The organism is Sphingomonas sp. AC522, from assembly GCF_979258125.1.
In genome coordinates this window covers 2,126,083-2,151,944 of the sequence record NZ_OZ409836.1, presented here as the reverse complement: position 1 = coordinate 2,151,944, position 25,862 = coordinate 2,126,083, and the positions used below count along the sequence as shown (strand labels likewise).

The following is a 25,862-nucleotide window of genomic DNA, read 5'->3' as shown; positions in this document are numbered from 1 at the left end:
GGCGCGCAGTCTTTCGATCAGTTCTGCTTGGGCCGCGGCTCGCTCAGCATGCGCCACTCATATTCGCGCGCCAGCTGAAAATGTGCCCGCGAAGCGCTGACATCCTCTGCCTTGATCGCGGCCTGTCGCTCGGCTTCCGCCCGTGCCTTGAAATAGTCCCTGTCGCTCATCCCACCTGCCCATCTGAGGGTTGAGAGTCGCTTCTATGCAATTCGCGATTATTGCGCGTTAACAGAAGTTTAACTGGCGAAAAAAGAGGAGGCGGTGCGTGCTCCGCCTCCCCTTCCCCTTCCGATCTCCCCCGGCCATGGCAGGAGATCGAAAAACGCAATGACTTAGAAGCTCTTGCTGATGGTGAGCCCATAGGTGCGCGGGTCCGCGGGCTGGCCGATGATCAGGCCGGTGCTGCCCGACTGCGCCGAGAGCAATTCGAAATAATCCTTGCCGAACGCGTTGCGCACCCAACCGTAGACGTTGAAATCGGCCTTGCGATAACCGGCGCGGAAGTTGGAGAGCGAATAGCCCTCGATCCACGTATAGGCCGATGGCGAAGGGTTGGACGAGAAGCGCGAACGGTAATTTCCGTCATAGCCGAAATAGACTTCGCCGCCCGATCCGCCCGCGGGCAGATTGAATTCGCCGCCATAAGAGAAAGCCCATTTCGAGATGCCGGGAAGGACCTGGCCCGAAATGTCGCAGACTATGGGGCTGAGGCCGGGCGTGCCGGGCGCCGAAGGCGTGCCCGTCGTCACCGTTCCACCCGAAAGCTCGGGCGGGCACGGGGCGTTCTTGAAATCGGAATAGATCGCGTCGGTATAGGCGCCGTTGAAATAGAGATTGAGCCGCTGGCTGGGGCGGAAGGATGCGTCGAATTCGAAGCCGCGCGAGCGCACCTTGCCGGCGTTGGCGAGATAGCCGCGGATCACAGTGAGCTGGCCGTTGTTCACTGTCGCCTGATAATCGGCGATCTCGGTCCAGAACCCCGCCAGGTTGAGAGTGAAGCGACGATCGAGGAACTGGGTCTTCACGCCGATCTCGTAATGATTGACCTGTTCGGGCTTCACCGTCTGGGTCGAGAGATCGACGCCGGTGCCCGCGGCGTTTAGCGGCAGGCCGGAGAGATTGATGCCCCCCGACTTGAAGCTCTTGGCGTAGGTCGCGTAGGCGTGAACGTCGCGCGAGAAGGCATAGGACAGGGTCACGTCGCCCGAGACGTTCCAGTCGCTGAATTCCGGCGCATAGCTTTGCGGGGCGAGCGTTGCGGCCTGATCGGCATTGAGCGTCGCGCTGCCCGCGCCGGTGCGCACCACGGAGAGATAGGAGCCGCTTTTCTTGTCGTAGTTCAGCCGGAGCCCAGGCTGGATGTGGAGGCCGTCCAGCACTTCCCAATTGAGCTTGCCGAACACCGCGAAGCTGGTGTTGCCGAAGCTGATCGTGTTGGTCGAGGTCAGACCGTTAAGGACTGCCGGGTTGTTCGCGTTCGCGCCGGTCGGGTTGAGCAGCCAGCGGCTGGCGGCCGGGCCCTGCACCTGCGAGCCCTGGGTGTTGATCGTCTGGCGGAAGAAGAAGGCGCCGGCAGTGTAGCCCAGGCGGCCATCACCGTTCGATGCGATCCGCAATTCCTGCGAGAACTGCTTTTGCTGCGAGGGGTTCTGCGAGACCGTGGTGATCGGCAGGCCGATGAAATCGCGATCGTTCTGCGGCTGCCAGTCCCAATAGCGCCATGCGGTCACCGACGTGATCGTCGCCGGGCCGATATCCCAATTGGCGACCAGCGATGCGCCGCCTACTTCCTGGCGCGAATTGATGCTGGCATCGAGATCGGTGACGCGATCGAACGGATTGGTGCTCGGCGGCGCATAGCCGAAGGCGGCGGCGAGCGCGGTATATTGGCGATTGAGCGGGCGCTGGGTGGCGCCGACGCGCGCGAAGTATTGCACGCAGCAATCGGGGCTCTGGACGTTGAAATCACCCGAGAGCGTCAGATCGAGATTGGACGTGACGCGCCACAGCGCCTGGCCGCGGATGCCGAGATTGCGCTGGCGATGCAGATATTCCCCGCTGCGGACATTGTAGATCGTGCCCTTGCGGGTCGTCGCCGAAGTCGAGAGGCGGACCGCGAGTTTGTCGCTGAGCGGGCCGGAGACCGAGGTCTTGCCCTGGAGGAATTCATAATTGCCGACGCTTAGCTCGACCTTGCTTTCGGGCGTGAAGCTGGGCGCGCGGGTGGTGATGTTGAGCGCGCCGGCAGTGGTGTTCTTGCCGTAGAGTGTGCCCTGGGGTCCGCGCAGCACTTCGACGCGCTCGACATCAACGAAATCGAAGGTAGAGGCGCCGACGCGGCCGATATAGACGCCGTCGACATAGAAGCCGACGCCCTGCTCGATGCCGTCATTGGTTAGCCCGAACGGCGCGCCGATGCCGCGGATGTTGATCGCCGAATTGCGGGGGTTGCTCGAATAGAATTGCAGCGCGGGCTGTTGCTGCTGGAGGCGGTTGACGTTGAACGCGCCCTTCTCTTCCAGATCCTCGCCCCCGATCACCGACATGGCGATCGGCACTTCCTGGACGCGCTCCGAGCGGCGGCGGGCGGTGACGAAGACTTCGCCCGAATCCTGCTGCGCGACCTGCGGGTCTTCGGTGGGATCGTCCGCAGCGGGCGCGACCACCGGATCGGGCCGCACGGGCGGGTCGGTGGCGAGCGGCGAGACGCTGGCGAGGAGCGAGAGCGATAGCGCGGCGAGGCTCATGGTGTTTCCCTTTTCGTTTCGCCCTTAATCTCCACTCATTCGATGGGAGTTAGCGACAAAGCGAATCTTGGGAACGGCCTAGTTCGAATTGCCAGGCGCAGAATCCGTAGCGTTGGTGACACTTGAAACCATTCTGCCCATTACCCAGATTGGGGATACCGCGGCGCCGGAACGGGTCGCGGTCGGAGTGTCGCGGACGTTCCGGACACTCTTGGCAATCTTCAACTCGCTCATGATGAGGCTTTGAAATGCGTCAGTTCGATTTCACTCCCTTCCGCCGTTCGACGATCGGTTTCGATCGCCTGTTCGACTTGCTCGAAGCCAGCGCACGCCAGTCGGCGACGGAAAATTACCCACCGTTCAACCTCGAGCGCGTCGCCGATGACCGCTACCGGATCACGCTGGCCGTTGCCGGTTTCAGGCCCGAGGAAATCGATATCACCGCGCAGCAGAATTTGCTGCTCGTCGCCGGCCGCAAGGGCGGCGAGAATGAGAATAACCAGGGCGATTATCTGCATCTGGGGATCGCCACGCGCAGCTTCGAGCGCCGTTTCGAACTCGCGGACTTCGTCCGCGTCGATCGCGCCGACCTGGCGGACGGCCTGCTCGTCATCGAGCTGGTCCGCGAGATACCCGAGGCGATGAAGCCCAAGAAGATCGCAGTGAACGGCGCCAGCGCGCCCGAGGCGATCACGCATCAGGCAGCAGCCTGAGACCAGACAAGGCTAGCGGCGTCTTCCTCCCTTTGGATGCCGCGGCGGGGGGCGTTCGGACGAACCGTCCGGGCGCCCTTTGCTTTTTTCTTACAACTCCCACATCGGCCGGAACCCTTGATCTGGATCAACGTTAACGACCGCGTAAGCGGGTGATGGGCGTAGATGCACAAGAATTTTTACGAGACCGAAGAGCTGCCGGACGAAGATGCCGCAAGGCTCCGGAACCGGGCTGCCGAGTGCCGCCGCATGGCGATCGGGATTTCCGATAGGCAGACCGCGACTGCGCTAAAGGCGCTCGCCGACGAATATGAGCGCGACGCCGGCTATTCGGCCTCGCGCGCAGTCAGAGCCTAGACTAGCCGAGCCTAAACCAGACGGGATTGGCGGACCGCTGCCTGGATGAAGCTCGCGAACAGCGGGTGCGGTTCAAACGGCTTGGACTTGAGTTCCGGATGGAACTGGACGCCGACGAACCAGGGATGATCGGGCCGCTCGACGATCTCGGGCAGCGCGCCATCGGGTGACATTCCCGAGAAGACCAGCCCCCCCTCTTCGAGCACGGTCTTGTAGTGCGTGTTGACCTCGTAGCGGTGGCGGTGGCGCTCGCTGATCTCTTCGGACCCATAGATCGAGGCGACGACGCTGTTGCCGCCCAGCCTTGCGGGATAGGCCCCGAGCCGCATCGTGCCGCCCAAATCGCCGCCGGCCTCGCGCTTCTGCAGGCCTTCGGATGTCATCCACTCGGTGATCATGCCGACCACGGGCTCGTCGGTCGTGCCGAATTCGGTGGTCGAGGCGTCCTCGACGCCTTCAGCGCGGGCACCCTCGATGCAGGCCATCTGCATGCCGAGGCATATGCCGAAGAACGGCACCTTGTGCTGCCGCGCAAAGCGGACGCCGGCGATCTTGCCTTCGCTGCCGCGCTCGCCGAACCCGCCGGGGACGAGGATGCCATGCATCGATTCGAGCGTGGCAGTGACTTCGTTCTCGTCGTCCTGCTCAAACAGTTCGGCATCGAGCCAGCGGATATTGACCTTCACCCGATTGGCGATGCCGCCATGGGTGAGCGCCTCGGTGAGCGACTTATAGGCATCGGGCACGCCCATATATTTGCCGACCACGCCAATGGTGACTTCGCCCTCAGGGTTCTGGACGCGCTGGACGATCTCTTCCCAGCGGCTGAGATCGGGCGCGTCTTCAGGCTCGATGCCGAAGGCGCGGAGGACCTCGGTATCGAGGCCCTCGCGGTGATACTGCAGCGGGACGGCGTAGATCGTGCTCGCATCGAGCGCGGGGATGACCGCCGAGGCCGGGACGTTGCAGAACAAGGCGATCTTGGCGCGGTCGCTTGCCGGCAGCGGCCGCTCGCTGCGGCAGACGATGACATCGGCATGAACGCCGAGCGAGGCGAGTTCGCGAACGCTGTGCTGGGTCGGCTTGGTCTTGAGCTCGCCGGCGGCGGCGATGTACGGCACCAGCGTCAGATGGACGCTGCACGAATTGCCGCGGCCAAGATCGTTGCGGAGCTGGCGGATAGCTTCGACGAAGGGTAGCGATTCGATATCCCCGACAGTGCCGCCGATTTCGCACAAAACGAAATCGAGTCCGTCGGTATCGTCCTGCGCGAATGCCTTGATCGCGTCGGTGACGTGCGGGATCACCTGGACGGTGGCGCCGAGATAATCGCCGCGGCGCTCGCGCTCGATAATCGTCTTGTAGATGCGGCCCGAGGTGACGTTGTCAGACTGGCGCGAGGCGACTCCGGTGAAGCGCTCGTAATGACCGAGATCCAAATCGGTCTCAGCGCCATCGTCGGTGACGTAGACTTCGCCATGCTGGTGTGGCGACATCGTGCCCGGATCGACGTTCAGATAGGGATCGAACTTGCGAATGCGGCACTTGTAGCCCCGTGCCTGCAGCAGAGCCGCGAGGCTCGCACCCATGAGACCTTTGCCGAGCGAGGAGACCACGCCGCCGGTGATGAAAATATACCGCGCCATGGGAGCAGAGGCCTAACGTGTTTATGCACGCGCCGACAAGCGTCCGACTCCGGACCGGCGCAGAAAAATATGGTTCCCGGCGGATTGCCGGGAAAGCCAAGCGGATCAGTTGGCCAGCGGAACCGACGAATTGGCCGGCGCTGCCGCAGCGGGGACCGTGCTGTTGCCGAGCGGAGCCGGCGCAGCAGTCGGGACGGCCACAGGTCCAGTCGCTGCCGGCGCGCGCTGCAGCGAGGTATCGATCGACGTCGAATGACGCGTCGCCGCGATCACTGCGAGGACGATGCTCATGACGATGAACATGGTCGCGAGGATCGCCGTCGAGCGCGTCAGGAAATCCGAGGCGCCGCGTGCCGACATCAGGCCCGAGGGGCTGCCGCCCGTCGTGAGACCGCCGCCTTCCGAGCGCTGCATGAGGATCACCGTGACGAGAAGCGCCGCGATGATGGCGTGGACGACGAGCAGGAAGGTGAACATTTATAGCCGGACCTGTTGGAAGAAAGGCGGCACATAGGGGACCCGTTCGCGGTGATCAACCTTTGTGGTCCCGGCCGCTGCCGCCCCGCCTGGATAACGCCGTTGTAACATTTCGCGAACGCACTGAAACTCGATCGCATCGCGGGCGTTTAAAGCCGGGACCTCGAGAGTGCCGGGGCCGTAACAACAGAGTAGATGCCGTGAACGCGATGTCTGACAGCTCACTGTATTCATGGAAGAATACACTGATAGATTATGTGCGTTCGGGCGAGCCCGATCTCACCAACCGGCAGATGGCCCTGCTAATGCTGGTATATCTGGACCCGGGGCCCCATACAGTGCGCGGCCTGGCGCGAGCATTGAACGTGTCCAAGCCCGTCGTGACGCGCGCCTTGAACAGACTGGGTGCGCTCGGCTATCTGCGCCGGCAACGCGACGATACCGACAAACGAAACATATTCGTCGCCAAGACCGCTGAAGGGGCAGAGTTTCTTGCAGAATTCGGGCATTTCCTCTCAGGCGACCACGTCGCCGAGCCCATTGCCCGGAGGGCTAACGCGTAAGCGCTTCGAGCTTACAGGCCCTTCGGCGGCAATCGATTCGCGCGTAGATGCCGTTCGCCCCGATCTGGCCGATGTGCGCTTGGCAGACCGGGTCTTCGCCCCCCATTATGCTGCGCCGATGCTGCGCGAAATTGCGCGCGAGATCGCGTTGCGTGCTGCACCTGCGCGCGATTCGGAAGTGCTTGCCGAGCTAGCACCCGGCGCGCGCTTCGAAGTGCTCGAACTGGCCGGAACCAATGCCTGGGGTGTCGCGCCCGAGGCCGGTCTGGTCGGCTATATCGACGCAGACGCGCTGGCGGCGCCCACCGCATGACTCGCGTTTTCATCGACGGCGCGGTCGGCACCACCGGCCTGGAGATTCGCGAGCGGCTGGCCGGGCGCAGCGAGATCGAGATGATCGTTCTCGACGATGCTGCGCGCAAGGATGCCGGGAAGCGCAGCGAAGCGCTCAACGCCTCTGATTTCGTGATCCTGTGTCTGCCCGACGATGCTGCGCGCGATGCGGTCGACATGATCGAGAATCCCGCGACTCGGGTGATCGATGCCTCGAGCGCGCACCGCGTGGCGGATGGCTGGACCTATGGCTTCCCCGAGCTCGAGCCGGGGCATTTCGCAGCGATCTCCGAGGCGCCGCGGGTATCGAATCCCGGCTGCTACCCCACCGGCTTTCTTGCGCTGGTTCGTCCGCTGGTCCGCGCCGGGCTGATCCCGGTCGATTTCCCGCTGAGTGTAAATGCTACTTCGGGCTATTCGGGCGGCGGCAAATCGATGATCGCCGAGTTCGAAGGCAGCGCCACGCCGACAGCGTTCCGCGCCTACGGCCTGAGCCTTGCCCACAAGCATGTGCCCGAGATGCAGAAGCATGCGCGGATCGTCCACGCGCCGATCTTCCATCCCGCGGTCGCCAACACCTATCGCGGCATGGTCGTCGAAGTGCCCCTGCCCCTTTATGCCTTCACACGCCGCCCCTCGATCGAGGCGATCGAGAACGTGCTGCGTGAGGCCTATAAGGATTCGCCGCTGGTCCGTGTGCTCGACGCCGACGCGACGATGGTGACGATCGAGGAGGATGCCAATTCCGACCGGCTCTCGCTGCGGGTGTTCGGCAATGCCGAGATCGGCCAGGCGCGGCTGATCGCGACGCTCGACAATCTCGGCAAGGGTGCCGCCGGTGCCGCGGTGCAGAACCTCAACATCATGGCGGGGTTCGATCCGATGGCGGGGTTGGTACTTTAGCTCGAGGTCGTCATCCCCGCGAAAACGGGGATACAGACCCAAACAGGACATTGCTCAGCAACCTGGGTCGCCGCTTTCGCGGGGATGACGGCTATCCCTTGATCTTTGCCTCCGCTTGGTGTCTCCCGCACGCGTAACGACGAGAGGCATTTCATGCGACAGCCCGTGGGCAAATTGCTGTTGTTCGGCGCGACCGGCGACCTTTCCCAGCGGATGCTGCTCCCCTCGCTTTATGGACTGCATGCCGATGGCCTGCTGCCCGAGGGCCTGACGATCACCGGCACCGCGCGTTCGGACAAGGACGATACCGGCTTTCGTGAATTCGCCCGCGCTGCGCTGGATGAATTCCTCACTGCCGACCGCAAGAATGACAGCGTTGTCGCCAGCTTTCTCGAACGGCTCTTCTATCAGCCGCTCGATGCTTCGAAGACCGATGGCTTCGCAGCACTCAAGGACAAGATCGGTGACATCGGCGGCGGACTGGCGATCTTCCTGTCGACTGCCCCCTGGCTGTTCGGGCCGACGATCAAGGGTCTCGAATCGGCGGGGCTGACCGGCGCCAACGTCCGGATCGGGCTGGAGAAGCCGCTCGGCTTCGATCTGGAATCGAGCCGCGAGGTCAACGACATCGTGGCCGAGGCCTTTCCCGAGGACCGGACCTTCCGGATCGATCACTATCTCGGCAAGGAAACGGTGCAAAACATCCTGGCGCTGCGCTTCGGCAATTCCTTGTTCGAGCCGGTGTGGAACGCGCAGGGGATCGAGTCGGTGCAGATCACCGTTTCCGAAACTGTCGGGCTTGAGGGCCGCGCCGAATATTATGACGATGTCGGCGCGCTGCGCGACATGGTCCAGAACCATATGCTCCAGCTGATCGCGCTGATTGCGATGGAGCCCCCTGCCCGCTATGACGGCACGGCGATCCGCGACGAAAAGGTCAAGGTGCTACGCTCGCTGCGCCCGATCAAGGATGCCGACGTCCAGGCGCTGACCGTTACCGGCCAATATGGCGATGGCGCTTCTAAGGGCGAGATCGTCAAGGGATACGATGCCGAGCTCGGCAAGGCTTCGGACACCGAGACCTTCGTTGCGATCAAGGCGCATGTCGACAATTGGCGCTGGCACGGCGTGCCCTTCTATCTGCGCACGGGCAAGCGGCTGGCGGAGCGACGCAGCGAGATCGTCATCCAGTTCAAGCCGGTGCCGCATTCGATCTTCGCCGAGCGTGGCGGGCAGCTGCAATCGAACACCTTGGTGATCCGGCTGCAGCCGGAGGAATATGTCCGCCTGCTGGTGATGGCCAAGCAGCCTGGCCTCGATCGCGACGGCATCCGGCTGCGCGAAGTGCCGCTCAACCTCAGCCTCGAGCACGAATTCGCCGGCGCGCGGCGCCGCATCGCCTATGAGCGGCTACTGCTCGACCTGATCGAGGGCGATCCGACGCTGTTCGTCCGCCGTGACGAGGTCGAGGCGCAATGGGAATGGATCGACGCGATCCGCCGTGGCTGGGATGCGGCGGGCGTGACGCCCAAGCCCTATGCCTCGGGCAGCTGGGGGCCTAACGCGAGCGTGGCGCTGACCGAGCGCGACGGCGTGACGTGGAACGAATAGCCCCGACACCCTATCTGCCAGACAGGCACCGACAAGAATTCCAAGGAGCAGTGATGACGACCGAGATCGAATGGTGGGATTATGACGATACCGACGAATGGTCGGATGCCGTCGCGGGCGATATCGGCTTCATCATCGAAAGCGCGATCGATGCGCGCGGCGCCGCGGTCATTGCGCTCGCTGGCGGCAAGACCCCGCTGCCGATCTACGAAAAGCTGGCCGCCGCCAAGATCGATTGGAAGCGCGTGACGATCGTGCCGGGCGACGACCGGCTGGTGCCCCTGGGCGATCCGCTTTCGAACGTGACCGCGATCGGCAAGATTTTCATCCCCAAGGGCGCGCGGGTGATCCCGCTGATCAGCTCGACCGTGAGCGACTATAAGGCCGCGGGCCGGGCGGCGGATGCTATCCTGCAGGACCATCACTGGCCGCTCGATCTATGCCTGCTCGGCGTGGGCGCGGACGGGCATGCCGCCTCGATCTTCCCCGGCCCGGATTATGACGAAGCCTTGAACGGCCCCAAGGAGCGTCGTGCATTGGGCGTGATGCCCGATCCGCTGCCTCCCGAAGCGCCGGTCGCTCGCGTGACGCTCAGCCGCGCGTCGATCGTCTCTGCGCGTTCGCTGATCATCGCGATCACCGGCGACAAGAAGAAGGAAGTGCTCGAGGCCGCGGTCGAGGGCGGTGCGTCGTCCAACTATCCGGTCGGGCGCATCCTCGCCGATGTCGAACTGCCGGTGGACGTGCACTGGGCGGCCTGATGACTCTCCACCCCGAAATCGCGGCCGTCACGGATCGGATCATCGAGCGCTCGCGTGCTAAGCGCGCCGCATATCTCGACCTTATCCAGCGCGAGCGCGATTCGGGGGCGGATCGGCCCAAGCTGGGCTGCGCGAACCTCGCGCATGCCTATGCTGGGACCGACGAGCAGCGCGACCTGTTGCGGCCGGCAAACCGGATGAACATCGGCATCGTCACTGCCTATAACGACATGCTTTCGGCGCATGCGACCTATTACCGCTATCCCGAGCAGATGAAGGTCTGGGCGATCGAGGCCGGCGCGACGGCGCAGGTCGCGGGCGGCGTGCCGGCGATGTGCGACGGCGTGACGCAAGGCTATGAGGGCATGGAGCTGTCGCTGTTCAGCCGCGACACGATTGCGCTTTCGACGGCAATTGGGCTCAGCCATCGCACTTTCGAAGGCGCGGCGTTGCTCGGGATTTGCGACAAGATCGTGCCGGGACTGCTGATGGGTGCGCTGCGCTTCGGGCATTTGCCGATGGTGCTGGTCCCCGGCGGGCCGATGCGATCGGGGCTGGCCAACAAGGACAAGGCGGCGGTGCGCGAACGCTATGCCGAGGGCAAGGCGACGCGCGAGGAACTGCTCGACGCCGAGATCTCGGCCTATCACGGCAAGGGCACTTGCACCTTTTACGGCACCGCCAATTCGAACCAGATGATGATGGAGGCGATGGGCCTCCACGTGCCCGGCGCGGCCTTCGCCAATCCTGGTACAAAGCTGCGCCAGGAACTGACCCGTGCCGCGGTCCACCGGCTCGCGGATATCGGCTGGGCGGGCAGTGATTACCGTCCGATCGGGCACATCGTCGACGAGCGCTCGATCGTGAATGCGGCAATCGCGCTGCTCGCCACTGGCGGCTCGACCAATCATCTGATCCACTTGCCTGCGATCGCGCGCTCGGCGGGCGTAGTGATCGACTGGGAGGATTTCGACCGGCTCTCGCGCGTCATTCCGCTGCTCACCCGCGTCTATCCCAACGGCGCCGCAGACGTGAACGGATTTGAGGATTCAGGCGGGCCGCCGTTCGTGATCCGCGAATTGCTGCGTAGCGGGCTGATGCATGGCGACGTGCTGACCTTCGCCGAAGAGGGCATGGCAGCCTATGGCCGCAAGCCGCTGATCGAGGACGACAAGCTCGTCTGGAAAGATCTGCCGGCCCAGAGCGGAGACGACAGCATCGTCCGTACGCTCGATGCGCCTTTCTCGGCCGAAGGCGGCTTCCGCATCCTCAAGGGCAATTTGGGACGCGCCTGCATCAAGGTAAGCGCCGTCGAGCGCGACCGCTGGACGATCGAGGCCCCTGCCCGCGTCTTCTCGACCCAGCAGGAAGTGCAGGATGCGTTCAAGGCGGGCGAACTCGACCGCGACGTGATCGTTGTCGTCCGTTTCCAGGGCCCGAAGGCCAATGGCATGCCCGAGCTTCACAAGCTCACCCCGCCGCTGGGCGTACTCCAGAACCGGGGCTTCCGCGTCGCGCTCGTCACCGATGGCCGCATGTCCGGCGCGTCCGGCAAGGTGCCTGCGGCGATCCATCTCTCGCCCGAAGCGCTGGGTGGCGGGCCGATCGGCAAGCTGCGCGATGGCGACATGGTACGGCTGTGCGCCGAGCAAGGCGTGCTTGAGGCGCTGGTCGATCCCGCTGAATGGGACGCGCGAGAGCTTAGCGTGATAGCCCCGCCCCTCCACGGCACCGGGCGGGAATTGTTCGCGATGATGCGCACCGATTGCGACGAAGCCGAGCTCGGTGCCTCGGCGATGCTCGCGCAAGCTGGTTTGTAATACTCAGACTAATTGGTAGATCGGCACCGCGCTCTTTACACGCGCGCTAAGCATGCGAAGAAGGGCTGCCAACGTTGACAGGCCGTCGAGAGGACGAACGATAATGCAGGTGGTCGCGGTCGATATCGGGGGCACGCATGCGCGCTTTGCCATCGCGGAAGTCGCCGAAGGCCGCGTCGTCTCGATCAGCTCCCCGGTCACCCAGAAGGTGGCTGAGCATCCCAGCCTCCAACTAGCCTGGCAGGCGTTTGGCGAAACACTGAGCGGGCCTATGCCCCGCGCTGCCGCAATCGCCGTAGCATCGCCGGTGAAAGGCGACCTGATCAAGCTGACCAACAATCCCTGGATCATCCGTCCGGCGCTGATCGCCGAGCGGCTGGGCGCGGAAACCTGGACCCTGGTCAATGATTTCGCCGCGGTGGGCCATGCAGTGGCGCAATTGGATAGCGATTCATTCCTGCATCTCTGCGGCCCCGACGAGGCGCTTCCCGCGCAAGGCTCGATCACCGTTTGCGGCCCGGGGACCGGGCTGGGCGTCGCGCAGGTGTTCCGCCACCGCGCCGGTTACGACATTATCGCCACCGAAGGCGGGCATATGGACTTCGCCCCGCTCGACGGAATCGAGGATGCGCTCGTCCAACGGCTGCGCAGGACCTATACGCGCGTGTCGGCCGAGCGCGTGGTAGCGGGACCCGGCATCGTGCCGATCTACGAAACGCTCGCCGAAATCGAAGGCAAGCCGGTCCATCGCCTCGACGACAAGGCGCTGTGGGCGCTGGCGCTAGCGGGCAAGGACGAGCTTGCCGTGGCCGCGCTCGATCGCTTCTGCCTCAGCCTTGGCGCGGTGGCTGGGGATCTCGCTTTGACCCACGGTCCGAGCGGCGTGGTGATTGCCGGCGGTCTGGGGTTGCGCTTGAAGGACCATTTGCTGCAATCGGGCTTCGGCCAGCGGTTCGTCGCCAAGGGTCGGTTCCAGGGTCTGATGTCCTCGATTCCCGTCAAGCTCATCACGCATCCCGAACCGGGTCTTTACGGCGCTGCCGCGGCATTCGCGCAGGAGCACGCCCGTTGAAAATCGAAGAAATCATGCAAGTCGCGCCGGTGATCCCGGTGCTGGTGATCGAAGACGCCGCCACTGCGCGCCCACTCGCTGAGGCGCTGGTAAAAGGCGGCTTGCGCGTGCTCGAAGTGACGCTGCGCACCGGCGCCGCGCTCGAAGCGATTCAGGAAATGAAGAAGGTCGAAGGCGCGATCGTCGGCGCCGGGACCGTCGTCAATGCCGATCAGTTCGCGCAGGTAATGGATGCCGACGTCGAGTTCATCGTCTCGCCGGGCCTTACCGAGCGCCTAGCCGATCCTATCATCGCCAGCGGCGTGCCGTTCCTGCCAGGCACCGCGACGGCTGGTGACATCATGCGCGGGCTCGATCTGGGACTGACGCATTTCAAGTTCTTCCCCGCCGAGACTTCGGGAGGGCTCAAAGCGCTCAAGGCTTTGGCCGCGCCTTTCTATCAGGCGCGGTTCTGCCCGACCGGCGGGATCACGCTGGCGAGCGCGCCGGAATGGCTCGCGTTCGATCCGGTGCTGTGCGTGGGCGGGAGCTGGGTGACGCCGAAGGGCGCGAGCATGGCTGAGGTGGAGCAGCTGGCGCGGGACGCGGCGGGGTTGAGGGGCTAATCCCCTCTCCCGTCGGGAGAGCGAGGGAGCCGACAAAGTCGGCGGAAGGGTGCGGGTGGCATTGCCCTTCCCACGACGCTCGCCCATCCCACTCGCTTCGCGAGCGGGCCCCTTCCCTCTCCCGATGGGAGAGGGAGAAGAGTTCACATCTCGCCCTTGGCGCGCCTTAACGCATACCATTTCTGCACATTGGCGTTGTGCTGCTCAAGGGTATCGGCGAACACGTGTCCACCGGTGCCGTCAGCCACAAAGTATAACGCAGAAGACTGCGCCGGATCGAGCACCGCGTCGATGCTGGCGCGGCCTGGATTGGCGATCGGGCCCGCCGGCAGACCGGTCATCGTGTAGGTGTTGTACTGGTTCACGGCACGCAGTTCGGACTGCAGGATGCGGCGGCCCAGCGGCTTGCCCTTGGTGACGGGGTAGATGATCGTCGGATCGGCCTGGAGCATCATGTTCTGCTTGAGGCGGTTCGAATAGACCGCGGCGACGGTGCGGCGTTCTTCGTCCTTGCCTGTTTCCTTCTCGACGATCGACGCCAGCGTCAGCGCTTCAAGCGGCGTGTTCACAGCGATCCCCGGTTTCCGCTTTCCCCAGGCCTTGGCGAGGTAATTGACCATCGCCTTTTGCATCCGATCGAGCACCGACTGGCGCGTGTCGCCGCGATTATAGGCATAGCTGTCAGGCAGCACGGTGCCTTCCACGGGCACCTGGATCTCGCCTTCGAGTTGCGGTGCCTTCATCAGCGTCTCGAAGACGATGATCGAAGGCGTGCCCTCGGGGATCGTCACCATGCGCTGGAGCGTCTTGCCACCCTGAAGCAGCTTGAGGACGTCAGCCTGGCTCAGGCGGGCAGGAATGCGATATTCGCCCGCCTTGATCGCCTCGCCGCCGCCCAGCACCTTGGCGAAGAGCACGAACTGACTGGCCGAGCGGATAGCGCCGGCCTTCTCCAATTCGGTAGCAGCGCGCGAGAGGCTGGCACCCTCGGGCACCATTACGCTGATATTGGCCTTGGCCGGACCCGCCCCGCCCCACAGCTGGAGCGCATAAAAGCCCGCGCCGAGAACCAGCAGAAGTGCGATCAGCAGCGCGCAGCCACCCATCCGGCGGCGCGGGCGGGGTCGCGGCGGTGCAGGTTCCTCAGACAGCCTTCATCACCAGGCTGGCATTGGTGCCGCCAAAGCCGAAGCTGTTGTTCAGCACGGCCTTGATCTTGCGCTCCTTGGCCTTGAACGGGACCAGATCGACGCCCGCGCAATTCTCGCTCGGATTGTCGAGGTTTAGCGTCGGCGGGGCGATCTGATCGCGCATCGCGAGGATGCAGAAGATGCTCTCGACCGCGCCGGCACCACCGAGCAGATGCCCGATCGCCGACTTGGTCGAGCTCATCGACAGCGTCTCGATATTGTTGCCGAACAGGCGGCGAACCGCGCCCAGTTCGAGCTCGTCGCCGAGCGGCGTCGAAGTGCCGTGCGCGTTGATGTAATCAATCTCGGACAGGTCGAGGCCCGACTTCTTTATCGCCATCTGCATCGAGCGGAACGCGCCCGAGCCCTCGGGATGCGGCGCCGTGACGTGATAGGCGTCGCCCGACAGGCCATAGCCGACGACTTCGGCGTAGATCTTGGCGCCGCGCGCCTTGGCGTGCTCATATTCCTCAAGCACGATGATGCCCGCGCCTTCGCCCATGACGAAACCATCGCGATCCTGGTCCCAGGGCCGGCTCGCGCGCCACGGCTCGTCGCGGAAATTGGTCGACAGCGCACGCGCCTGGCCGAAGCCGGCGATGCCGATCGGGCAGATCGTGGCTTCGGCGCCACCCGCCAGCATCATGTCGGCATCGTCCATCGCGATCATCCGCGCGGCGTCGCCGATCGAATGCGCGCCGGTCGAGCAGGCCGTGACGACAGCATGGTTGGGGCCCATCAGCCCATATTTAATCGAGACCTGGCCCGAGATCAGGTTAATCAGCCGGCCATGAACGAAGTGCGGCGAGACGCGCTTCGGCCCCTTTTCGTGGAGCACCAGCGATTCGCTCTCGATGCCCGGAAGCCCACCGATGCCGGAGCCGATCGAGACGCCGAAGCGGAAGCGCTCTTCCTCGCTCAGATCGAGCAGGCCGGCATCTTCCATCGCCTGGCCGGCAGCATCGATGCCGTAAATGATGAAGGGATCGACCTGGCGCTGGACCTTGTGATCGACGCGCTTGCTCGGATCGAAGCCATATTCATGGTCCGCAGGCTTCACTTCGCACGCGTAATTGCTGTGATATTCGGTCGCATCGAACCGCGTAATCGTGGCCGCGCCGGATTTGCCCGCGGTGATGTTCTTCCAGGCAGTCTCGACGTCCGCACCGAGCGGGGTGACGAGGCCAAGTCCGGTTACGACTACGCGGCGCATCGCGTTTCTCCGTGGCTAATCATAAACAAAACGGCCCCCCGCCCAACTCAAGACGAGCCCGGGACGGGGAGCCGCTGAACGTCACTGGCGGCCCATGCGGGCACCGGTCTGGGCGGCGATCAGCCTTCCTGATGCTCGCTGATATAAGTCACGGCGTCGCCCACCGTGCTGATCTTCTCGGCCGCATCGTCGGGAATCTCGACGCCGAACTCTTCCTCAAAGGCCATGACCAGCTCGACGATGTCGAGGCTGTCTGCGCCCAGATCATCGATGAAGCTCGATGCCAGCGTCACTTCCTTGCCGTCGACGCCGAGGTGATCGACTACGAGCGCGGTCACGCGGGTGGTGATCTCTTCCTGATTGGCCATGGTCCCTGTTTTCCTTTGTAGCTGGGCTCTAATATTGCTGAACGCACGTAGATTGCTGGTGGTGCCGTTGCAAGGGGGCCGCGCGTCGTTTCCGTAACGGTGCGGGCACTCAAGCCTGAGAGAAATTCCAGGATGCGAACTGCACCGTGCTGAGCATCAGATAGTATTTGTTGAGCAATGCCGCGTTTTCGCGGGTCTGCTTCGCTTCCTCGGGCACGGAGGCGATGACGAGCTGCTGCATCTCCTCCTTGGTGAGCTGGCGGTTGCGCGTTTCCTCGGGCAGCTCGCCGAATTGGGTTTCGAGCGCGGCGGCTTCGAAGCCCTTTTCGCCGACGAACTTCTCGGCGATCGGCATGCCGAGCTTGGCGAGCGCATAATCGCGCGCGGCTGTGGCGGCAGCCTGCGACCAGCTATGCTCGATCGCGCAGGCCTTGGCTGCGGCGGCAAGCCCACTGTTGACCACGGCATCGAAGGTCGGGCGCGGCGTGTTTTCGGTGAAGCTGCGAGTCACGTCGCCTTCGATTTGCTCCTTCAGCGCGGGCTGGATCTTGCCGATGACGCAGTCGATGGTGGCGAGGTCCGCGGCGTGCGCGGGCATCGCGATCACCAGCGTCGCGAGGGCAGTCAGTCCGAGAACACGCATATTTGTCACTCCTGCCCCCAGGGTTTCGAAGTCAGAGCATCGCCATCCCGCCGTTCACATGCAAGGTCTGGCCGGTAACATAGCCTGCTTCCTTGCTGGCAAGGTAGACCACGGCGGCGCCGATATCCTCGCCGGTGCCGAGATCGCCGGCGGGAATGCGGGTAAGCAAGGCCGTCTTCTGGGCTTCGGGCAGCACGTCGGTCATCGCAGAGCGGATGAAGCCCGGGGCGACGCAATTGACGGTAATGTTGCGGCTGGCCAGCTCTTGCGCGAGCGCCTTCGACATGCCGACGAGCCCCGCCTTCGATGCGGCATAATTCGCCTGGCCGGGATTGCCGGTAGCGCCCACTACCGACGTGATCGAGATCATCCGGCCGAAACGTGCCTTCATCATCGGCTTGGCAGCGGCGCGCATCAGGCGGAATGCGGCCTCAAGGTTGACCCGGATCACCGTGTCCCACTCCTCGTCCTTCATCCGCATCGCGAGATTGTCGCGGGTGACGCCGGCATTGTTGACAAGGATATCGAGCCTGCCGCCCAGCGCGTCGACTGCCCGCGGGACGAGGGCGTCGACCGATGCCGCATCGGAGAGATTGGCAACGACGGCGACATGATCGCCGCCGAGTTCGGCGCGGAAGGCTTCGAGCTTATCGGCATTGCTGCCCGAAACCGCGAGCCGCGCGCCCTGCGCCGCCAGTGCCTTGGCGATCGATGAACCGATACCCCCGGAAGCCCCGGTGACGAGAGCGGTCATGCCTGTGAGGTCGAACATGGTTTGATCCTTCTATCTTCGTCACCCTGAACTTGTTTCAGGGTCCAACCCACTCCGGGCGATGGTGTTGCTTGTGGCACGTTGGATGCTGAAACAAGTTCAGCATGACGGGCGAGTTTACAGGCTCTTCGCCAAAGCCTCGATGTCGTCCATCGTCACCACGCTGGTGACCGATGCATCGGGGGCGATGCGCTTGACCATTCCGCCGAGGACCTTGCCGCCGAGTTCGACGAAGTCGACCACGCCCGCGTCGAACATCGCGCTCACCGACTCGCGCCAGCGGACCATGCCGGTCACCTGCTCGATCAGCAACGTGCGGATCGTGTCGGGGTCGCTCACTGGTGCGGCGGTGACGTTGGCATAGACCGGTACAAGCGGCGCCTGGATCGCGACTTCGCCAAGCGCCTTTTCCATCGCGTCGGCGGCGGGCTGCATCATTGCGCAGTGGAATGGGGCCGAGACGGGCAGCAGGAGCGCGCGCTTGGCGCCGTGGTCCTTGGCGATCTCGATGGCGCGTTCGATCGCAGCGCGGGCGCCCGAGATCACGACCTGAGTAGGATCATTGTCGTTGGCGACGGTGCAGACTTCGCCTTCGGCTGCGGCGTCGGCGATCGCCTGCGCCTTTACCAGATCGGCGCCGAGCAAGGCGGCCATCGCGCCCTGACCCACCGGCACCGCCGCCTGCATCGCGTCGCCGCGGATGCGCAGCAACTTCGCGGTGGTCAACAGGTCCAGCGCGCCGGCGGCGCACAAAGCAGTATATTCGCCCAGCGAGTGGCCCGCGACGAAATCGGCCTTGTCGGCCATACGGATGCCGCCTTCCCGCTCGAGCACGCGCAGCACGGCAATGGCGTTGGCCATGATCGCCGGCTGGGCGTTCGCGGTGAGGACAAGCTGGTCCTCGGGCCCTTCGCTCATCAGCTTAAACAGAGACTGCCCGAGCGCCTCGTCGACTTCCTGGAAAACCTCGCGCGCGGCGGCGCTGGCATCCGCGAGCGCCTTGCCCATGCCGACGGCCTGGCTGCCCTGCCCCGGGAAGATGAATGCGCGCATCTGACCTCTCCTTGTGAGGGCCGCGCGTTAGAACCGTTGTCGTGCCCCACGCAACCCCGCAAGCTGAACGCAGCCTTCGCATCCGCCACACTTTGCGACCATTTTGCGGGGTTTGCGGCACGGGTCTGCGACAACCGGCTTCTAGATAGTGTTCAACGCCAACGACGGCGTTCCTAAAGAGGAGTTGCAGTCATGAAGAAGTTCCTGCTCGCGGCCGTCGCCGCTTCGCTCGTTGCCACCCCGGCCCTTGCCGCCCCGCAGAATTACGGGCAGCGCCACCAACCGGTGAAGGTGGTCAAGAAGACCGTCTACCAGCCCGCGCGGGTCCAGTATCGCAACAATTGGCAGCGCGGCCAGCGGTTCGACAGCCGGTATGCCCGCAACTATCGCCAGATCGATTATCGCCAGCATCGCGGCCTCAAGGCCCCGCCGCGCGGCTACCGTTATGTCCAGTCGGGCAACGATGCTGTCCTGGTCGCAGTGACCAGCGGCGTGATCGCGGCGATCTTCGCCAACATGCTGCGCTAAGCGCCGGCAAGGCAGACTAAGAAAAAACGGCGGGGCTTCGGCTCCGCCGTTTTCATATATGCGCAAGAATCACTTCGTTTCGGCTCCGTTAGTGATATGGTTAACGACCCGACGGAGGATGCCCCCCATGATCCGCGCGACGATCGCCCTGCTCGCCTTGCTCTGGATGCCCGCGCTTGCATTGGCCGCGCCGGACGGGCGCGACGGTGTTCTGGAAAACGATTTCGAGGGCAAGGTTGCCTATTTCGGCAATTATACCGGCACTTCCTCGGTACTCGCCGAGCAGCCTCGCGGCGCGAAGGATGTCCCCTGCCCGTATCGCGATCAGCGCTGCCGCAAGGCTACTGTCGGCGGCGGCGTCAAGGTAGTGCTAGAGTTTCATGGGCCGCGCGTGATCGGCTTCTTCTATGCAGTCGATGGCTTTCGCGGGCCCGAGGGTCTCAAGATCGGCTCCCTCACCGGTCGCCGCGTCGGCGACGGCAGCTGCGAGCTCTTTCAGGCCGATGGCAGCCGCTGGACGGGTATTTGCGGTGCCCAGGAATTCACCGGGGACATCACTACGGCTGACGGCATCCCCAACGCTTTCAATATCCGCTTCAACACCGTTGCAATGCACATGCGCGACCTGCGCGAGATCAACCGCAGGAAATGGGAAGCGCAGCGCCGCGAGGGCCGCATCGAGACGCTGCGCGGCAAGCTTTATGGCGATCCCCGCGACGCGTTCTTTGCGGCCGCCGAGCTCGAATCGTATAGCTGGTTTCCCGGCGGCGTTTCGGGCGAGCGGTTTCCGGCCCCCGAATTTCCCAAAAGGTTCAAGCGCAACAAGGTCTATGATCTGCGATCGGATTATCCGCTCCCCGGCGGGGGAAATGGCTGGGTGATGGTGCGCTTCGACGGCGGGCAATTCACGTGCATCGCCTCCTCACGACGGCCGAATTGCGGCCCGATCGGCGATCCGCTGCCGATCATTCTCGAGGATGAGGACGATCCCGAGGGCTGGTTCACGGCCGATGGGCGGGTGATTACCGATCTGCGCGCGGCGGAGCCGGGGAAGGACTAGCAAAATCCCCCCGTGCCAGGGAGGATCGGAGTGCTTGCTATCCCCTTCCCCACTCGCTACAGGCCCCACTTCGCGAGCGAGGAGCGCTGCTTCTTGCTCGCGTTGCATTTGAGACGACAGCCGGAGGGGCGCACGTGATGGTCACGGCGTCAGCGATCGGCCAACAGTGAGAAGAAGGCATGGCTCTTTACGAGCACACGTTCCTTGCGCGCCAGGATTTGGCACAGGCGCAGGTGGACGCACTGGCGGAAGCCGCCACCAAGATCGTCACCGACAACAACGGCAAGGTCGTCAAGACCGAGAGCTGGGGCCTGCGCAGCCTCGCCTATCGCATCGCCAAGAACCGCAAGGCACATTACGTGATGCTCGAGATCGACGCGCCTGCTGGCGTGGTCGCCGAGCTGGAACGCCAGACGCAGATTAACGAAGACGTCATCCGCTACATGACCGTCAAGGTCGATACGCTGGAAGAAGGTCCGACCGTGATGATGCGCAAGGGTGCAGAGCGCGAGCGCCGTGGTCGTCGCGATCGCGACGAAGGCGGCTTCGGCGGCAACGGCGAATAAGGAAGATATAGATCATGGCACGTCCCTTTTTCCGCCGTCGCAAGAGCTGCCCCTTCTCCGCGAAGGATGCTCCCCGGATCGACTATAAGGATGTCCGTCTGCTCCAGGGCTTCGTGTCCGAGCGCGGCAAGATCGTCCCCTCGCGCATCACTTCGGTGAGTGCGAAGAAGCAGCGCGAACTGGCCCAGGCCATCAAGCGCGCCCGTCACCTGGGCCTGCTGCCCTACATCGTTAAGTAAGGAGCAGATCCATGGATGTCATTCTGCTGGAACGCGTCGAGAAGCTCGGCCACATCGGCGATGTGGTGAAGGTCAAGGACGGCTTTGCCCGTAACTACCTGCTTCCGAACAAGAAGGCGCTTCGCGCCAACGAAGCCAATCGTAAGGTTTTCGAAGCCAATCGTGCTCGTATCGAATCCGACAACGCCAATCGCCGCGGCGAGGCCGAGAAGGAAGCGAGCAACTTCAAGGACGTGTCGGTCACGCTGATCCGCCAGGCCTCGAATACCGGCCAGCTCTACGGTTCGGTCGCGGTTCGCGATCTGATCGAAGCGCTCGAAGCCGATGGTCACAAGATCGCCAAGAACCAGATCGTGCTGAACAAGCCGATCAAGGCGATCGGCATGTACGACGTCAATATCGCGCTGCACCCCGAGGTTTCGGTGACCGTCAAGGTCAACGTCGCCCGCTCGCCTGAAGAGGCCGAGATGCAGTCGCAGGGCGTCGACGTGATGGCGACGATGTTCGAGAAGGACGAGGCCGGCTTCGTTGAGGATTACGATCCCAATGCAGAGCCGGGCGCGACCGCCGAAGTCCAGTCGGCTCCTGCCGCGGGCGAAGGCAGCGAAGAAAACGCCGAGGGCTGAGCCCAACGCGTTTCGCGCAAAGAGAAAGGGCCGCTCCGGGGATACCGGGGCGGCCCTTTTCTTTGCTCTCGCAGTGGCTTCGGCTCAGGGGCAGCTGACACAAGCGCCGATGACTGCCGCAAGCGGGATCAGGGCGAAGAAAACGGGGAGCATCTTGGACATTGCCGGAAGCCTTGTGGGGTGCAGTTGCGAGATCAAACGTGCGCGCACTGCGCTGGTTGCACGGAGCATTAATCTTTTGTTCGGGCTGCGTTCACGCTGGCGGCGGCTAAGGCAGACCGGATGCCGTTGATCCCCCTGCTCCTGACGCTAGCCGCTCCCGCCCAGCCTGCCCTGACGCGCGAGATACTTGCCGAGATCAACTCGGCCCGCACACAGCCGCGGCGTTACGCCGAGCGGCTCCGCGCCTATCGCAAGTTCTTCCGCGGCAAGATCGTCTATTATCCGGGGAGCCCCTCAGGCTTGCGCACTAGCGAAGGCGTAAAGGCCGTCGACGAGGCAATCCGCTTCCTGGAGAAACAGACGCCGCTGGGCCCGATCGAAGCTTCGCAGCTGCTCGCGCGCGCCGCCGCCGATCATGTCGCCGAACAGGGCCCGCATGGCGGGACGGGGCATTTCTCGAAGGACGGGGCCAATCCGCGCGACCGCGTCCAGCGCCGCGGCGGGGGCAATTATGTCGCCGAAGTGATCACCTATGGCCCTCCCAGCGCTGTCGAAGTCGTGCGCCAGCTGATCGTCGACGATGACGTGCCGGGCCGCGGGCACCGCAAGGCGCTGTTTGCGGCCGAGATGCGCTATGCCGGCGTGGCCTGCGGCCTGCATCGCATTTATCGCGTGATGTGCGTCGCCGATCTGGGGCGCCGGCCGGATGGCAGGCCCTAGGGTTAATCCCGCACTATCCTCTTCCCTTCTCAAGCAGTTAAGCGTGCGCTACGCATAAGACGTTCGATGGCGGCGCAATCCGCGCTGCCAATTCCCGGGGGGGAATTTCGTGATCCTTCGCTGTTTCGCTGCCCTCGCGGCGGCTTGCCTGGCGATCGCACCTGCGCATGCCAACGATCGGGCTGAGAGCCGCCGCCTGCTCCAGAACGATGTGCTCGCCGAGATCAACTTCGCGCGTCAGTATCCGCGCGAATATGCCGAGCAGCTTCGCGAATATCGTAACGCGTTCGAGGGCCGCGTATTGTTTCTCCCGGGCGACGAGAACGGCGTCTACACCAACGAAGGCACCGATGCCGTCGATGAGGCGATCGATTTCCTCGAGCACCAGGCGCCGCTACCCGCGCTCGGCATGGGCGAGGTGCTGATGCTTGCCGCGCGAGATCACGCCGAAGACCGGGGCGCAAACGGGGCTACGGGCCATGTCTCGGACGATGGCATGGGCCCGGGCGAGCGCGTCCGCCGCCGGGGTGGCGACATCTATGTCGGCGAAGGCATCTATTATGGCGCCAATCGCGCCGACCAGGTCGTGCGCAGCCTGATCGTGGACGACGGCGTTCCCGGCCGCGGACATCGCGCGCTTCTGTTCGCCGCGGATTATCGCTTCGCGGGGATTGGCTGTGCCGAACATCGCCGCTTCCGGCACATCTGCGTTGTCGATCTGAGTGGCACAGCGAACGGCGCCCCCGCCCTATCAGTGGGCATCAAGGGTGCATCGACCTTCGTTTATCGCGGGCTGCGCCGTTAGCGAGGTAACTCGGGCGGGCGATGGCAACGTGCTTAAGCCAGCGGAACGGCAACGGTCCGCATTCTCATCACCGGTTCGTCGGTGCCGTCCGGATCCGTGGAGCGCACCGTCAGGGTGAACTCAATTCTGCTGCGTGACGACACCTGCTTCAATTCGAGCCATCCGGTGACTTCCGCTGTCGCTGCAGCTCCAACGCCGGGAGCGAAAGCTACCTCGGGCATCAAGAAAATTGGCGTGCGCGCCTGCTGATCATCCCCCGGCTCGAACACATAATCCGCCACGAGAGTAACCACCGTCGCGGCGCTGTCAGATATATCGACCACCATCGCCCCAACGATCGCGTCGAGCGCGACGCCTGTCGTCACCTCGTTCCAGGTTCCGATACGTTCGACATCGGCCAAGTCGTTCATTTCCTTCCGAAAAGCTTCTCGATATCGCCATGCGCGAGCTTTACCCAGGTCGGGCGGCCGTGATTGCACTGGCCGGAGTGCGGCGTGACTTCCATTTCGCGGAGCAGCGCGTTCATTTCGGTGACCGAGAGGATGCGTCCCGCGCGGACCGAGCCGTGACACGCCATGGTCGAGGCGACGTGATCGAGGCGCTCCTTCAGGGATAGCGCTTCGTCGAAGCTGGCGAGCTCGTCGGCGAGATCGGTGACGAGGCCGGTGACATCGCCTGTGCCGAGGGCCGCCGGAGTGGCGCGGACGAGCATGGCCCGGGGACCGAAGCGCTCGAGTTCGAGGCCGAGGGCGGCAAGCTCTTCGATGCGGGCTTCGAGACGGTCGCAGGCGGGTTCGTCGAGCTCGACGACTTCGGCGAGCAGGAGCTGCTGGCTGGGAACGCCGCCGCCGGCCATTGCACGGCGCATGCGTTCGAGCACGAGGCGCTCGTGCGCGGCGTGCTGATCGACAAGCACCAGGCCGTCCTGCGCTTCGGCGACGATGTAGGTTTTGGCGACCTGGCCGCGGGCTACCCCGAGGGGGAAGTCGTTAGTTTCGGGGACCGGGGCATATGCGGGTTCGGCTCGGCCTTGGGGTGCGGGTGCTAGGAAGTGAGGGCGACGTTCCTGAACACCATACGTCGCCCCCGCGGACGCGGGGGTCCCGCTGTCTTGGTATCCGAAGAAGGAAGAAGCGGGATCCCCGCCTTCGCGGGGAAGACGGTCTGTTTCGCTACTCCACATCCCCAGCGCGGACGCGCTGGGGCGTTGCACGCTGCGGTGGCCCGCCTCATCCAACGCGCGCCGCAAGCCACTTACGATCATTCCCCGCGCCAATGCAGGATCGCGGAAGCGCACTTCCGTTTTCGCGGGGTGCACGTTCACATCGACGGCGTCCGCTGGGACTTCGAGAAACAATGCCACCACCGGGTGCCGGTCGCGCGCGAGCATTTCGGCATAGGCGCCGCGCACCGCCCCGGCGAGCAGGCGGTCCTTCACGGGCCTACCGTTGACGAACAGATATTGGTGGTCCGCCACGCCGCGATTGAAGGTCGGCAAACCCGCGACGCCGCCGAGCGCGATCCCTTCGCGCTCGAAATCCACTGCGACGCTATTTTCCTGGAGTGCGCGATCGGTGAGCGCGGCCACGCGCTCAGGGCGGGTCTCGCCGCCCTGCACCTGCAGCACGCGCCGCCCGTCATGCTCGACCGAGAAGGCGATGTCCGGACGGGCCATTGCGAGGCGCTTCACGACGTCCATGCACGCGGCATATTCCGAGCGCGGGGTGCGCAGGAACTTGCGGCGGGCGGGGACGCGGGCGAACAGATCCTCGACCCGCACGCGCGTGCCCGGGGGCAGCGCCGCGGGCCCCTCGGCCACCACATCGCCATTGTCGATGGTGCGCGCCCAGCCCTCCGCACCGCGCACCCGGCTCTCCAGCGTCAGCCGCGCGACGCTGGCGATCGACGGCAGCGCTTCGCCGCGAAAGCCCAAGGTCGTCACCTGGTCGATAGCATCGTCGGGAAGCTTGGAGGTGGCGTGCCGCTCCAGCGCCAGCGCCATTTCGGGTGGGGACATGCCGCAGCCGTCATCGATCACTTCGACGAGTTCGGTGCCGCCCGCGGCCAGCCGTATCGCGATACGCGTGGCGCCCGCATCGACTGCGTTTTCCACAAGTTCCTTCAACGCGCTGGCGGGTCTTTCGACCACCTCACCGGCGGCGATCCGATTGACAAGATGCTCGGGGAGACGGCGTATTGACATGGGGCAAGCTCTAGCCCAAGCGACGGCATCCCGCGACCCACAACCGATAGGCCGAGGCCGGATTTCTTGTCCGCCGACGGATGGGTCGGGATAGAATTTTTGC

The 25,862-nt window shown here is 64.2% G+C and carries 29 protein-coding genes; 17 read left to right on the top strand and 12 right to left on the bottom strand.

The genetic code is table 11. The annotated features are described in order from the left end of the window. Positions 1–17 precede the first annotated feature (17 nt). Complete coding sequence (locus tag ACZZZM_RS10665; RefSeq protein WP_463595077.1) at positions 18–170, bottom strand: hypothetical protein; 153 nt, start codon at positions 168–170, stop codon at positions 18–20. 165 nt (positions 171–335) lie between these two features. Continuing rightward, a complete protein-coding gene (locus tag ACZZZM_RS10660; protein ID WP_463595076.1) occupies positions 336–2,750 on the bottom strand; it encodes a TonB-dependent receptor in 2,415 nt (804 codons plus the stop codon). A gap of 248 nt (positions 2,751–2,998) precedes the next feature. Between ACZZZM_RS10660 and ACZZZM_RS10655 the strand changes: the two genes are divergently transcribed. Continuing rightward, a complete protein-coding gene (locus ACZZZM_RS10655; RefSeq protein WP_463595075.1) occupies positions 2,999–3,463 on the top strand; it encodes an Hsp20 family protein in 465 nt (154 codons plus the stop codon). A 165-nt stretch (positions 3,464–3,628) separates the two neighbouring features. Beyond that, complete coding sequence (locus ACZZZM_RS10650) at positions 3,629–3,820, top strand: hypothetical protein (RefSeq protein ID WP_463595074.1); 192 nt, start codon at positions 3,629–3,631, stop codon at positions 3,818–3,820. A gap of 11 nt (positions 3,821–3,831) precedes the next feature. Here the strand turns inward: ACZZZM_RS10650 and ACZZZM_RS10645 are convergent, their stop codons facing one another. Next, a complete protein-coding gene (locus ACZZZM_RS10645; protein WP_463595073.1) occupies positions 3,832–5,466 on the bottom strand; it encodes a CTP synthase in 1,635 nt (544 codons plus the stop codon). 105 nt (positions 5,467–5,571) lie between these two features. After that, positions 5,572–5,943, bottom strand: a complete 372-nt coding sequence (gene secG / locus ACZZZM_RS10640) for a preprotein translocase subunit SecG (RefSeq protein WP_463595072.1) — start codon at positions 5,941–5,943, stop codon at positions 5,572–5,574. Positions 5,944–6,152: 209 nt separating this feature from the next. Here secG and ACZZZM_RS10635 point away from each other — a divergent pair, with 209 nt between their 5' ends. From ACZZZM_RS10635 to eda, 8 genes are all read left to right on the top strand, one after another. Beyond that, positions 6,153–6,506 (top strand): MarR family transcriptional regulator, encoded by a 354-nt coding sequence (locus tag ACZZZM_RS10635; protein ID WP_463596425.1) that lies wholly within the window; start codon positions 6,153–6,155, stop codon positions 6,504–6,506. 73 nt (positions 6,507–6,579) lie between these two features. After that, positions 6,580–6,819, top strand: a complete 240-nt coding sequence (locus tag ACZZZM_RS10630; protein WP_463596424.1) for an SH3 domain-containing protein — start codon at positions 6,580–6,582, stop codon at positions 6,817–6,819. After that, the gene (gene argC / locus ACZZZM_RS10625) at positions 6,816–7,742 is read left to right on the top strand and encodes an N-acetyl-gamma-glutamyl-phosphate reductase (protein ID WP_463595071.1); all 927 of its coding nucleotides are present in this window, start codon (positions 6,816–6,818) and stop codon (positions 7,740–7,742) included. Before ACZZZM_RS10630 ends, argC begins: the two co-directional genes overlap by 4 nt. Before the next feature lie 153 nt (positions 7,743–7,895). After that, positions 7,896–9,353, top strand: a complete 1,458-nt coding sequence (zwf, locus tag ACZZZM_RS10620; protein ID WP_463595070.1) for a glucose-6-phosphate dehydrogenase — start codon at positions 7,896–7,898, stop codon at positions 9,351–9,353. 53 nt (positions 9,354–9,406) lie between these two features. Further along, positions 9,407–10,114, top strand: coding sequence for a 6-phosphogluconolactonase (pgl, locus tag ACZZZM_RS10615; RefSeq protein WP_463595069.1), 708 nt, complete (start codon positions 9,407–9,409; stop codon positions 10,112–10,114). After that, positions 10,114–11,934 (top strand): phosphogluconate dehydratase, encoded by a 1,821-nt coding sequence (gene edd, locus ACZZZM_RS10610; protein WP_463595068.1) that lies wholly within the window; start codon positions 10,114–10,116, stop codon positions 11,932–11,934. Before pgl ends, edd begins: the two co-directional genes overlap by 1 nt. A gap of 103 nt (positions 11,935–12,037) precedes the next feature. Next, positions 12,038–13,006, top strand: coding sequence for a glucokinase (gene glk / locus ACZZZM_RS10605; RefSeq protein WP_463595067.1), 969 nt, complete (start codon positions 12,038–12,040; stop codon positions 13,004–13,006). Positions 13,007–13,020: 14 nt separating this feature from the next. After that, positions 13,021–13,611: a bifunctional 4-hydroxy-2-oxoglutarate aldolase/2-dehydro-3-deoxy-phosphogluconate aldolase gene (eda, locus tag ACZZZM_RS10600; RefSeq protein WP_463596423.1), complete on the top strand. Its 591-nt coding sequence runs from the start codon at positions 13,021–13,023 to the stop codon at positions 13,609–13,611. 143 nt (positions 13,612–13,754) lie between these two features. On the opposite strand, the gene mltG is transcribed toward eda, so the two are convergent. The 6 genes from mltG to fabD form a co-directional block, all read right to left on the bottom strand. Then, positions 13,755–14,717 carry an endolytic transglycosylase MltG gene (gene mltG, locus ACZZZM_RS10595; RefSeq protein ID WP_463595066.1) on the bottom strand — a complete coding sequence of 321 codons (963 nt, stop codon included), beginning with the start codon at positions 14,715–14,717 and terminating at the stop codon, positions 13,755–13,757. Between the two features lie 37 nt (positions 14,718–14,754). Next, positions 14,755–16,014, bottom strand: coding sequence for a beta-ketoacyl-ACP synthase II (gene fabF, locus ACZZZM_RS10590; protein ID WP_463595065.1), 1,260 nt, complete (start codon positions 16,012–16,014; stop codon positions 14,755–14,757). 119 nt (positions 16,015–16,133) lie between these two features. After that, positions 16,134–16,382, bottom strand: coding sequence for an acyl carrier protein (locus ACZZZM_RS10585; RefSeq protein WP_463595064.1), 249 nt, complete (start codon positions 16,380–16,382; stop codon positions 16,134–16,136). Between the two features lie 109 nt (positions 16,383–16,491). After that, positions 16,492–17,025 (bottom strand): hypothetical protein, encoded by a 534-nt coding sequence (locus tag ACZZZM_RS10580; RefSeq protein WP_463595063.1) that lies wholly within the window; start codon positions 17,023–17,025, stop codon positions 16,492–16,494. A 31-nt stretch (positions 17,026–17,056) separates the two neighbouring features. Then, positions 17,057–17,797: a 3-oxoacyl-[acyl-carrier-protein] reductase gene (fabG, locus tag ACZZZM_RS10575; RefSeq protein WP_463595062.1), complete on the bottom strand. Its 741-nt coding sequence runs from the start codon at positions 17,795–17,797 to the stop codon at positions 17,057–17,059. A gap of 117 nt (positions 17,798–17,914) precedes the next feature. Next, positions 17,915–18,850: an ACP S-malonyltransferase gene (gene fabD, locus ACZZZM_RS10570; protein WP_463595061.1), complete on the bottom strand. Its 936-nt coding sequence runs from the start codon at positions 18,848–18,850 to the stop codon at positions 17,915–17,917. 192 nt (positions 18,851–19,042) lie between these two features. Here fabD and ACZZZM_RS10565 point away from each other — a divergent pair, with 192 nt between their 5' ends. From ACZZZM_RS10565 to ACZZZM_RS10535, 7 genes are all read left to right on the top strand, one after another. Then, positions 19,043–19,378, top strand: a complete 336-nt coding sequence (locus ACZZZM_RS10565; RefSeq protein ID WP_463595060.1) for an RcnB family protein — start codon at positions 19,043–19,045, stop codon at positions 19,376–19,378. Positions 19,379–19,505: 127 nt separating this feature from the next. After that, complete coding sequence (locus ACZZZM_RS10560) at positions 19,506–20,438, top strand: hypothetical protein (RefSeq protein ID WP_463595059.1); 933 nt, start codon at positions 19,506–19,508, stop codon at positions 20,436–20,438. A 179-nt stretch (positions 20,439–20,617) separates the two neighbouring features. Continuing rightward, a complete protein-coding gene (gene rpsF / locus ACZZZM_RS10555; RefSeq protein WP_463595058.1) occupies positions 20,618–21,004 on the top strand; it encodes a 30S ribosomal protein S6 in 387 nt (128 codons plus the stop codon). Between the two features lie 14 nt (positions 21,005–21,018). After that, on the top strand, positions 21,019–21,243 hold the full coding sequence (gene rpsR, locus ACZZZM_RS10550) for a 30S ribosomal protein S18 (RefSeq protein ID WP_010543816.1): 225 nt from the start codon (positions 21,019–21,021) through the stop codon (positions 21,241–21,243). Positions 21,244–21,254: 11 nt separating this feature from the next. Next, positions 21,255–21,869 carry a 50S ribosomal protein L9 gene (gene rplI / locus ACZZZM_RS10545; protein ID WP_463595057.1) on the top strand — a complete coding sequence of 205 codons (615 nt, stop codon included), beginning with the start codon at positions 21,255–21,257 and terminating at the stop codon, positions 21,867–21,869. Positions 21,870–22,151: 282 nt separating this feature from the next. Continuing rightward, positions 22,152–22,751: a CAP domain-containing protein gene (locus ACZZZM_RS10540; RefSeq protein WP_463595056.1), complete on the top strand. Its 600-nt coding sequence runs from the start codon at positions 22,152–22,154 to the stop codon at positions 22,749–22,751. 109 nt (positions 22,752–22,860) lie between these two features. Continuing rightward, a complete protein-coding gene (locus ACZZZM_RS10535) occupies positions 22,861–23,556 on the top strand; it encodes a CAP domain-containing protein (RefSeq protein WP_463595055.1) in 696 nt (231 codons plus the stop codon). Positions 23,557–23,588: 32 nt separating this feature from the next. Here the strand turns inward: ACZZZM_RS10535 and ACZZZM_RS10530 are convergent, their stop codons facing one another. Both ACZZZM_RS10530 and mutL read right to left on the bottom strand, forming a co-directional pair. Continuing rightward, complete coding sequence (locus ACZZZM_RS10530; RefSeq protein WP_463595054.1) at positions 23,589–23,966, bottom strand: hypothetical protein; 378 nt, start codon at positions 23,964–23,966, stop codon at positions 23,589–23,591. Beyond that, positions 23,963–25,759, bottom strand: coding sequence for a DNA mismatch repair endonuclease MutL (mutL, locus tag ACZZZM_RS10525; protein WP_463595053.1), 1,797 nt, complete (start codon positions 25,757–25,759; stop codon positions 23,963–23,965). The genes ACZZZM_RS10530 and mutL overlap by 4 nt, the downstream gene beginning before the upstream one ends. Positions 25,760–25,862: the final 103 nt, after the last annotated feature.

Coding starts and splice junctions, on each gene's coding strand:
- ACZZZM_RS10665 (WP_463595077.1), bottom strand. CDS start 170: ATGAGCGACAGGGACTATTTCAAGGCACGGGCGGAAGCCGAGCGACAG.
- ACZZZM_RS10660 (WP_463595076.1), bottom strand. CDS start 2,750: ATGAGCCTCGCCGCGCTATCGCTCTCGCTCCTCGCCAGCGTCTCGCCG.
- ACZZZM_RS10655 (WP_463595075.1), top strand. CDS start 2,999: ATGCGTCAGTTCGATTTCACTCCCTTCCGCCGTTCGACGATCGGTTTC.
- ACZZZM_RS10650 (WP_463595074.1), top strand. CDS start 3,629: ATGCACAAGAATTTTTACGAGACCGAAGAGCTGCCGGACGAAGATGCC.
- ACZZZM_RS10645 (WP_463595073.1), bottom strand. CDS start 5,466: ATGGCGCGGTATATTTTCATCACCGGCGGCGTGGTCTCCTCGCTCGGC.
- secG (WP_463595072.1), bottom strand. CDS start 5,943: ATGTTCACCTTCCTGCTCGTCGTCCACGCCATCATCGCGGCGCTTCTC.
- ACZZZM_RS10635 (WP_463596425.1), top strand. CDS start 6,153: ATGTCTGACAGCTCACTGTATTCATGGAAGAATACACTGATAGATTAT.
- argC (WP_463595071.1), top strand. CDS start 6,816: ATGACTCGCGTTTTCATCGACGGCGCGGTCGGCACCACCGGCCTGGAG.
- zwf (WP_463595070.1), top strand. CDS start 7,896: ATGCGACAGCCCGTGGGCAAATTGCTGTTGTTCGGCGCGACCGGCGAC.
- pgl (WP_463595069.1), top strand. CDS start 9,407: ATGACGACCGAGATCGAATGGTGGGATTATGACGATACCGACGAATGG.
- edd (WP_463595068.1), top strand. CDS start 10,114: ATGACTCTCCACCCCGAAATCGCGGCCGTCACGGATCGGATCATCGAG.
- glk (WP_463595067.1), top strand. CDS start 12,038: ATGCAGGTGGTCGCGGTCGATATCGGGGGCACGCATGCGCGCTTTGCC.
- eda (WP_463596423.1), top strand. CDS start 13,021: ATGCAAGTCGCGCCGGTGATCCCGGTGCTGGTGATCGAAGACGCCGCC.
- mltG (WP_463595066.1), bottom strand. CDS start 14,717: ATGGGTGGCTGCGCGCTGCTGATCGCACTTCTGCTGGTTCTCGGCGCG.
- fabF (WP_463595065.1), bottom strand. CDS start 16,014: ATGCGCCGCGTAGTCGTAACCGGACTTGGCCTCGTCACCCCGCTCGGT.
- ACZZZM_RS10585 (WP_463595064.1), bottom strand. CDS start 16,382: ATGGCCAATCAGGAAGAGATCACCACCCGCGTGACCGCGCTCGTAGTC.
- ACZZZM_RS10580 (WP_463595063.1), bottom strand. CDS start 17,025: ATGCGTGTTCTCGGACTGACTGCCCTCGCGACGCTGGTGATCGCGATG.
- fabG (WP_463595062.1), bottom strand. CDS start 17,797: ATGTTCGACCTCACAGGCATGACCGCTCTCGTCACCGGGGCTTCCGGG.
- fabD (WP_463595061.1), bottom strand. CDS start 18,850: ATGCGCGCATTCATCTTCCCGGGGCAGGGCAGCCAGGCCGTCGGCATG.
- ACZZZM_RS10565 (WP_463595060.1), top strand. CDS start 19,043: ATGAAGAAGTTCCTGCTCGCGGCCGTCGCCGCTTCGCTCGTTGCCACC.
- ACZZZM_RS10560 (WP_463595059.1), top strand. CDS start 19,506: ATGATCCGCGCGACGATCGCCCTGCTCGCCTTGCTCTGGATGCCCGCG.
- rpsF (WP_463595058.1), top strand. CDS start 20,618: ATGGCTCTTTACGAGCACACGTTCCTTGCGCGCCAGGATTTGGCACAG.
- rpsR (WP_010543816.1), top strand. CDS start 21,019: ATGGCACGTCCCTTTTTCCGCCGTCGCAAGAGCTGCCCCTTCTCCGCG.
- rplI (WP_463595057.1), top strand. CDS start 21,255: ATGGATGTCATTCTGCTGGAACGCGTCGAGAAGCTCGGCCACATCGGC.
- ACZZZM_RS10540 (WP_463595056.1), top strand. CDS start 22,152: ATGCCGTTGATCCCCCTGCTCCTGACGCTAGCCGCTCCCGCCCAGCCT.
- ACZZZM_RS10530 (WP_463595054.1), bottom strand. CDS start 23,966: ATGAACGACTTGGCCGATGTCGAACGTATCGGAACCTGGAACGAGGTG.
- mutL (WP_463595053.1), bottom strand. CDS start 25,759: ATGTCAATACGCCGTCTCCCCGAGCATCTTGTCAATCGGATCGCCGCC.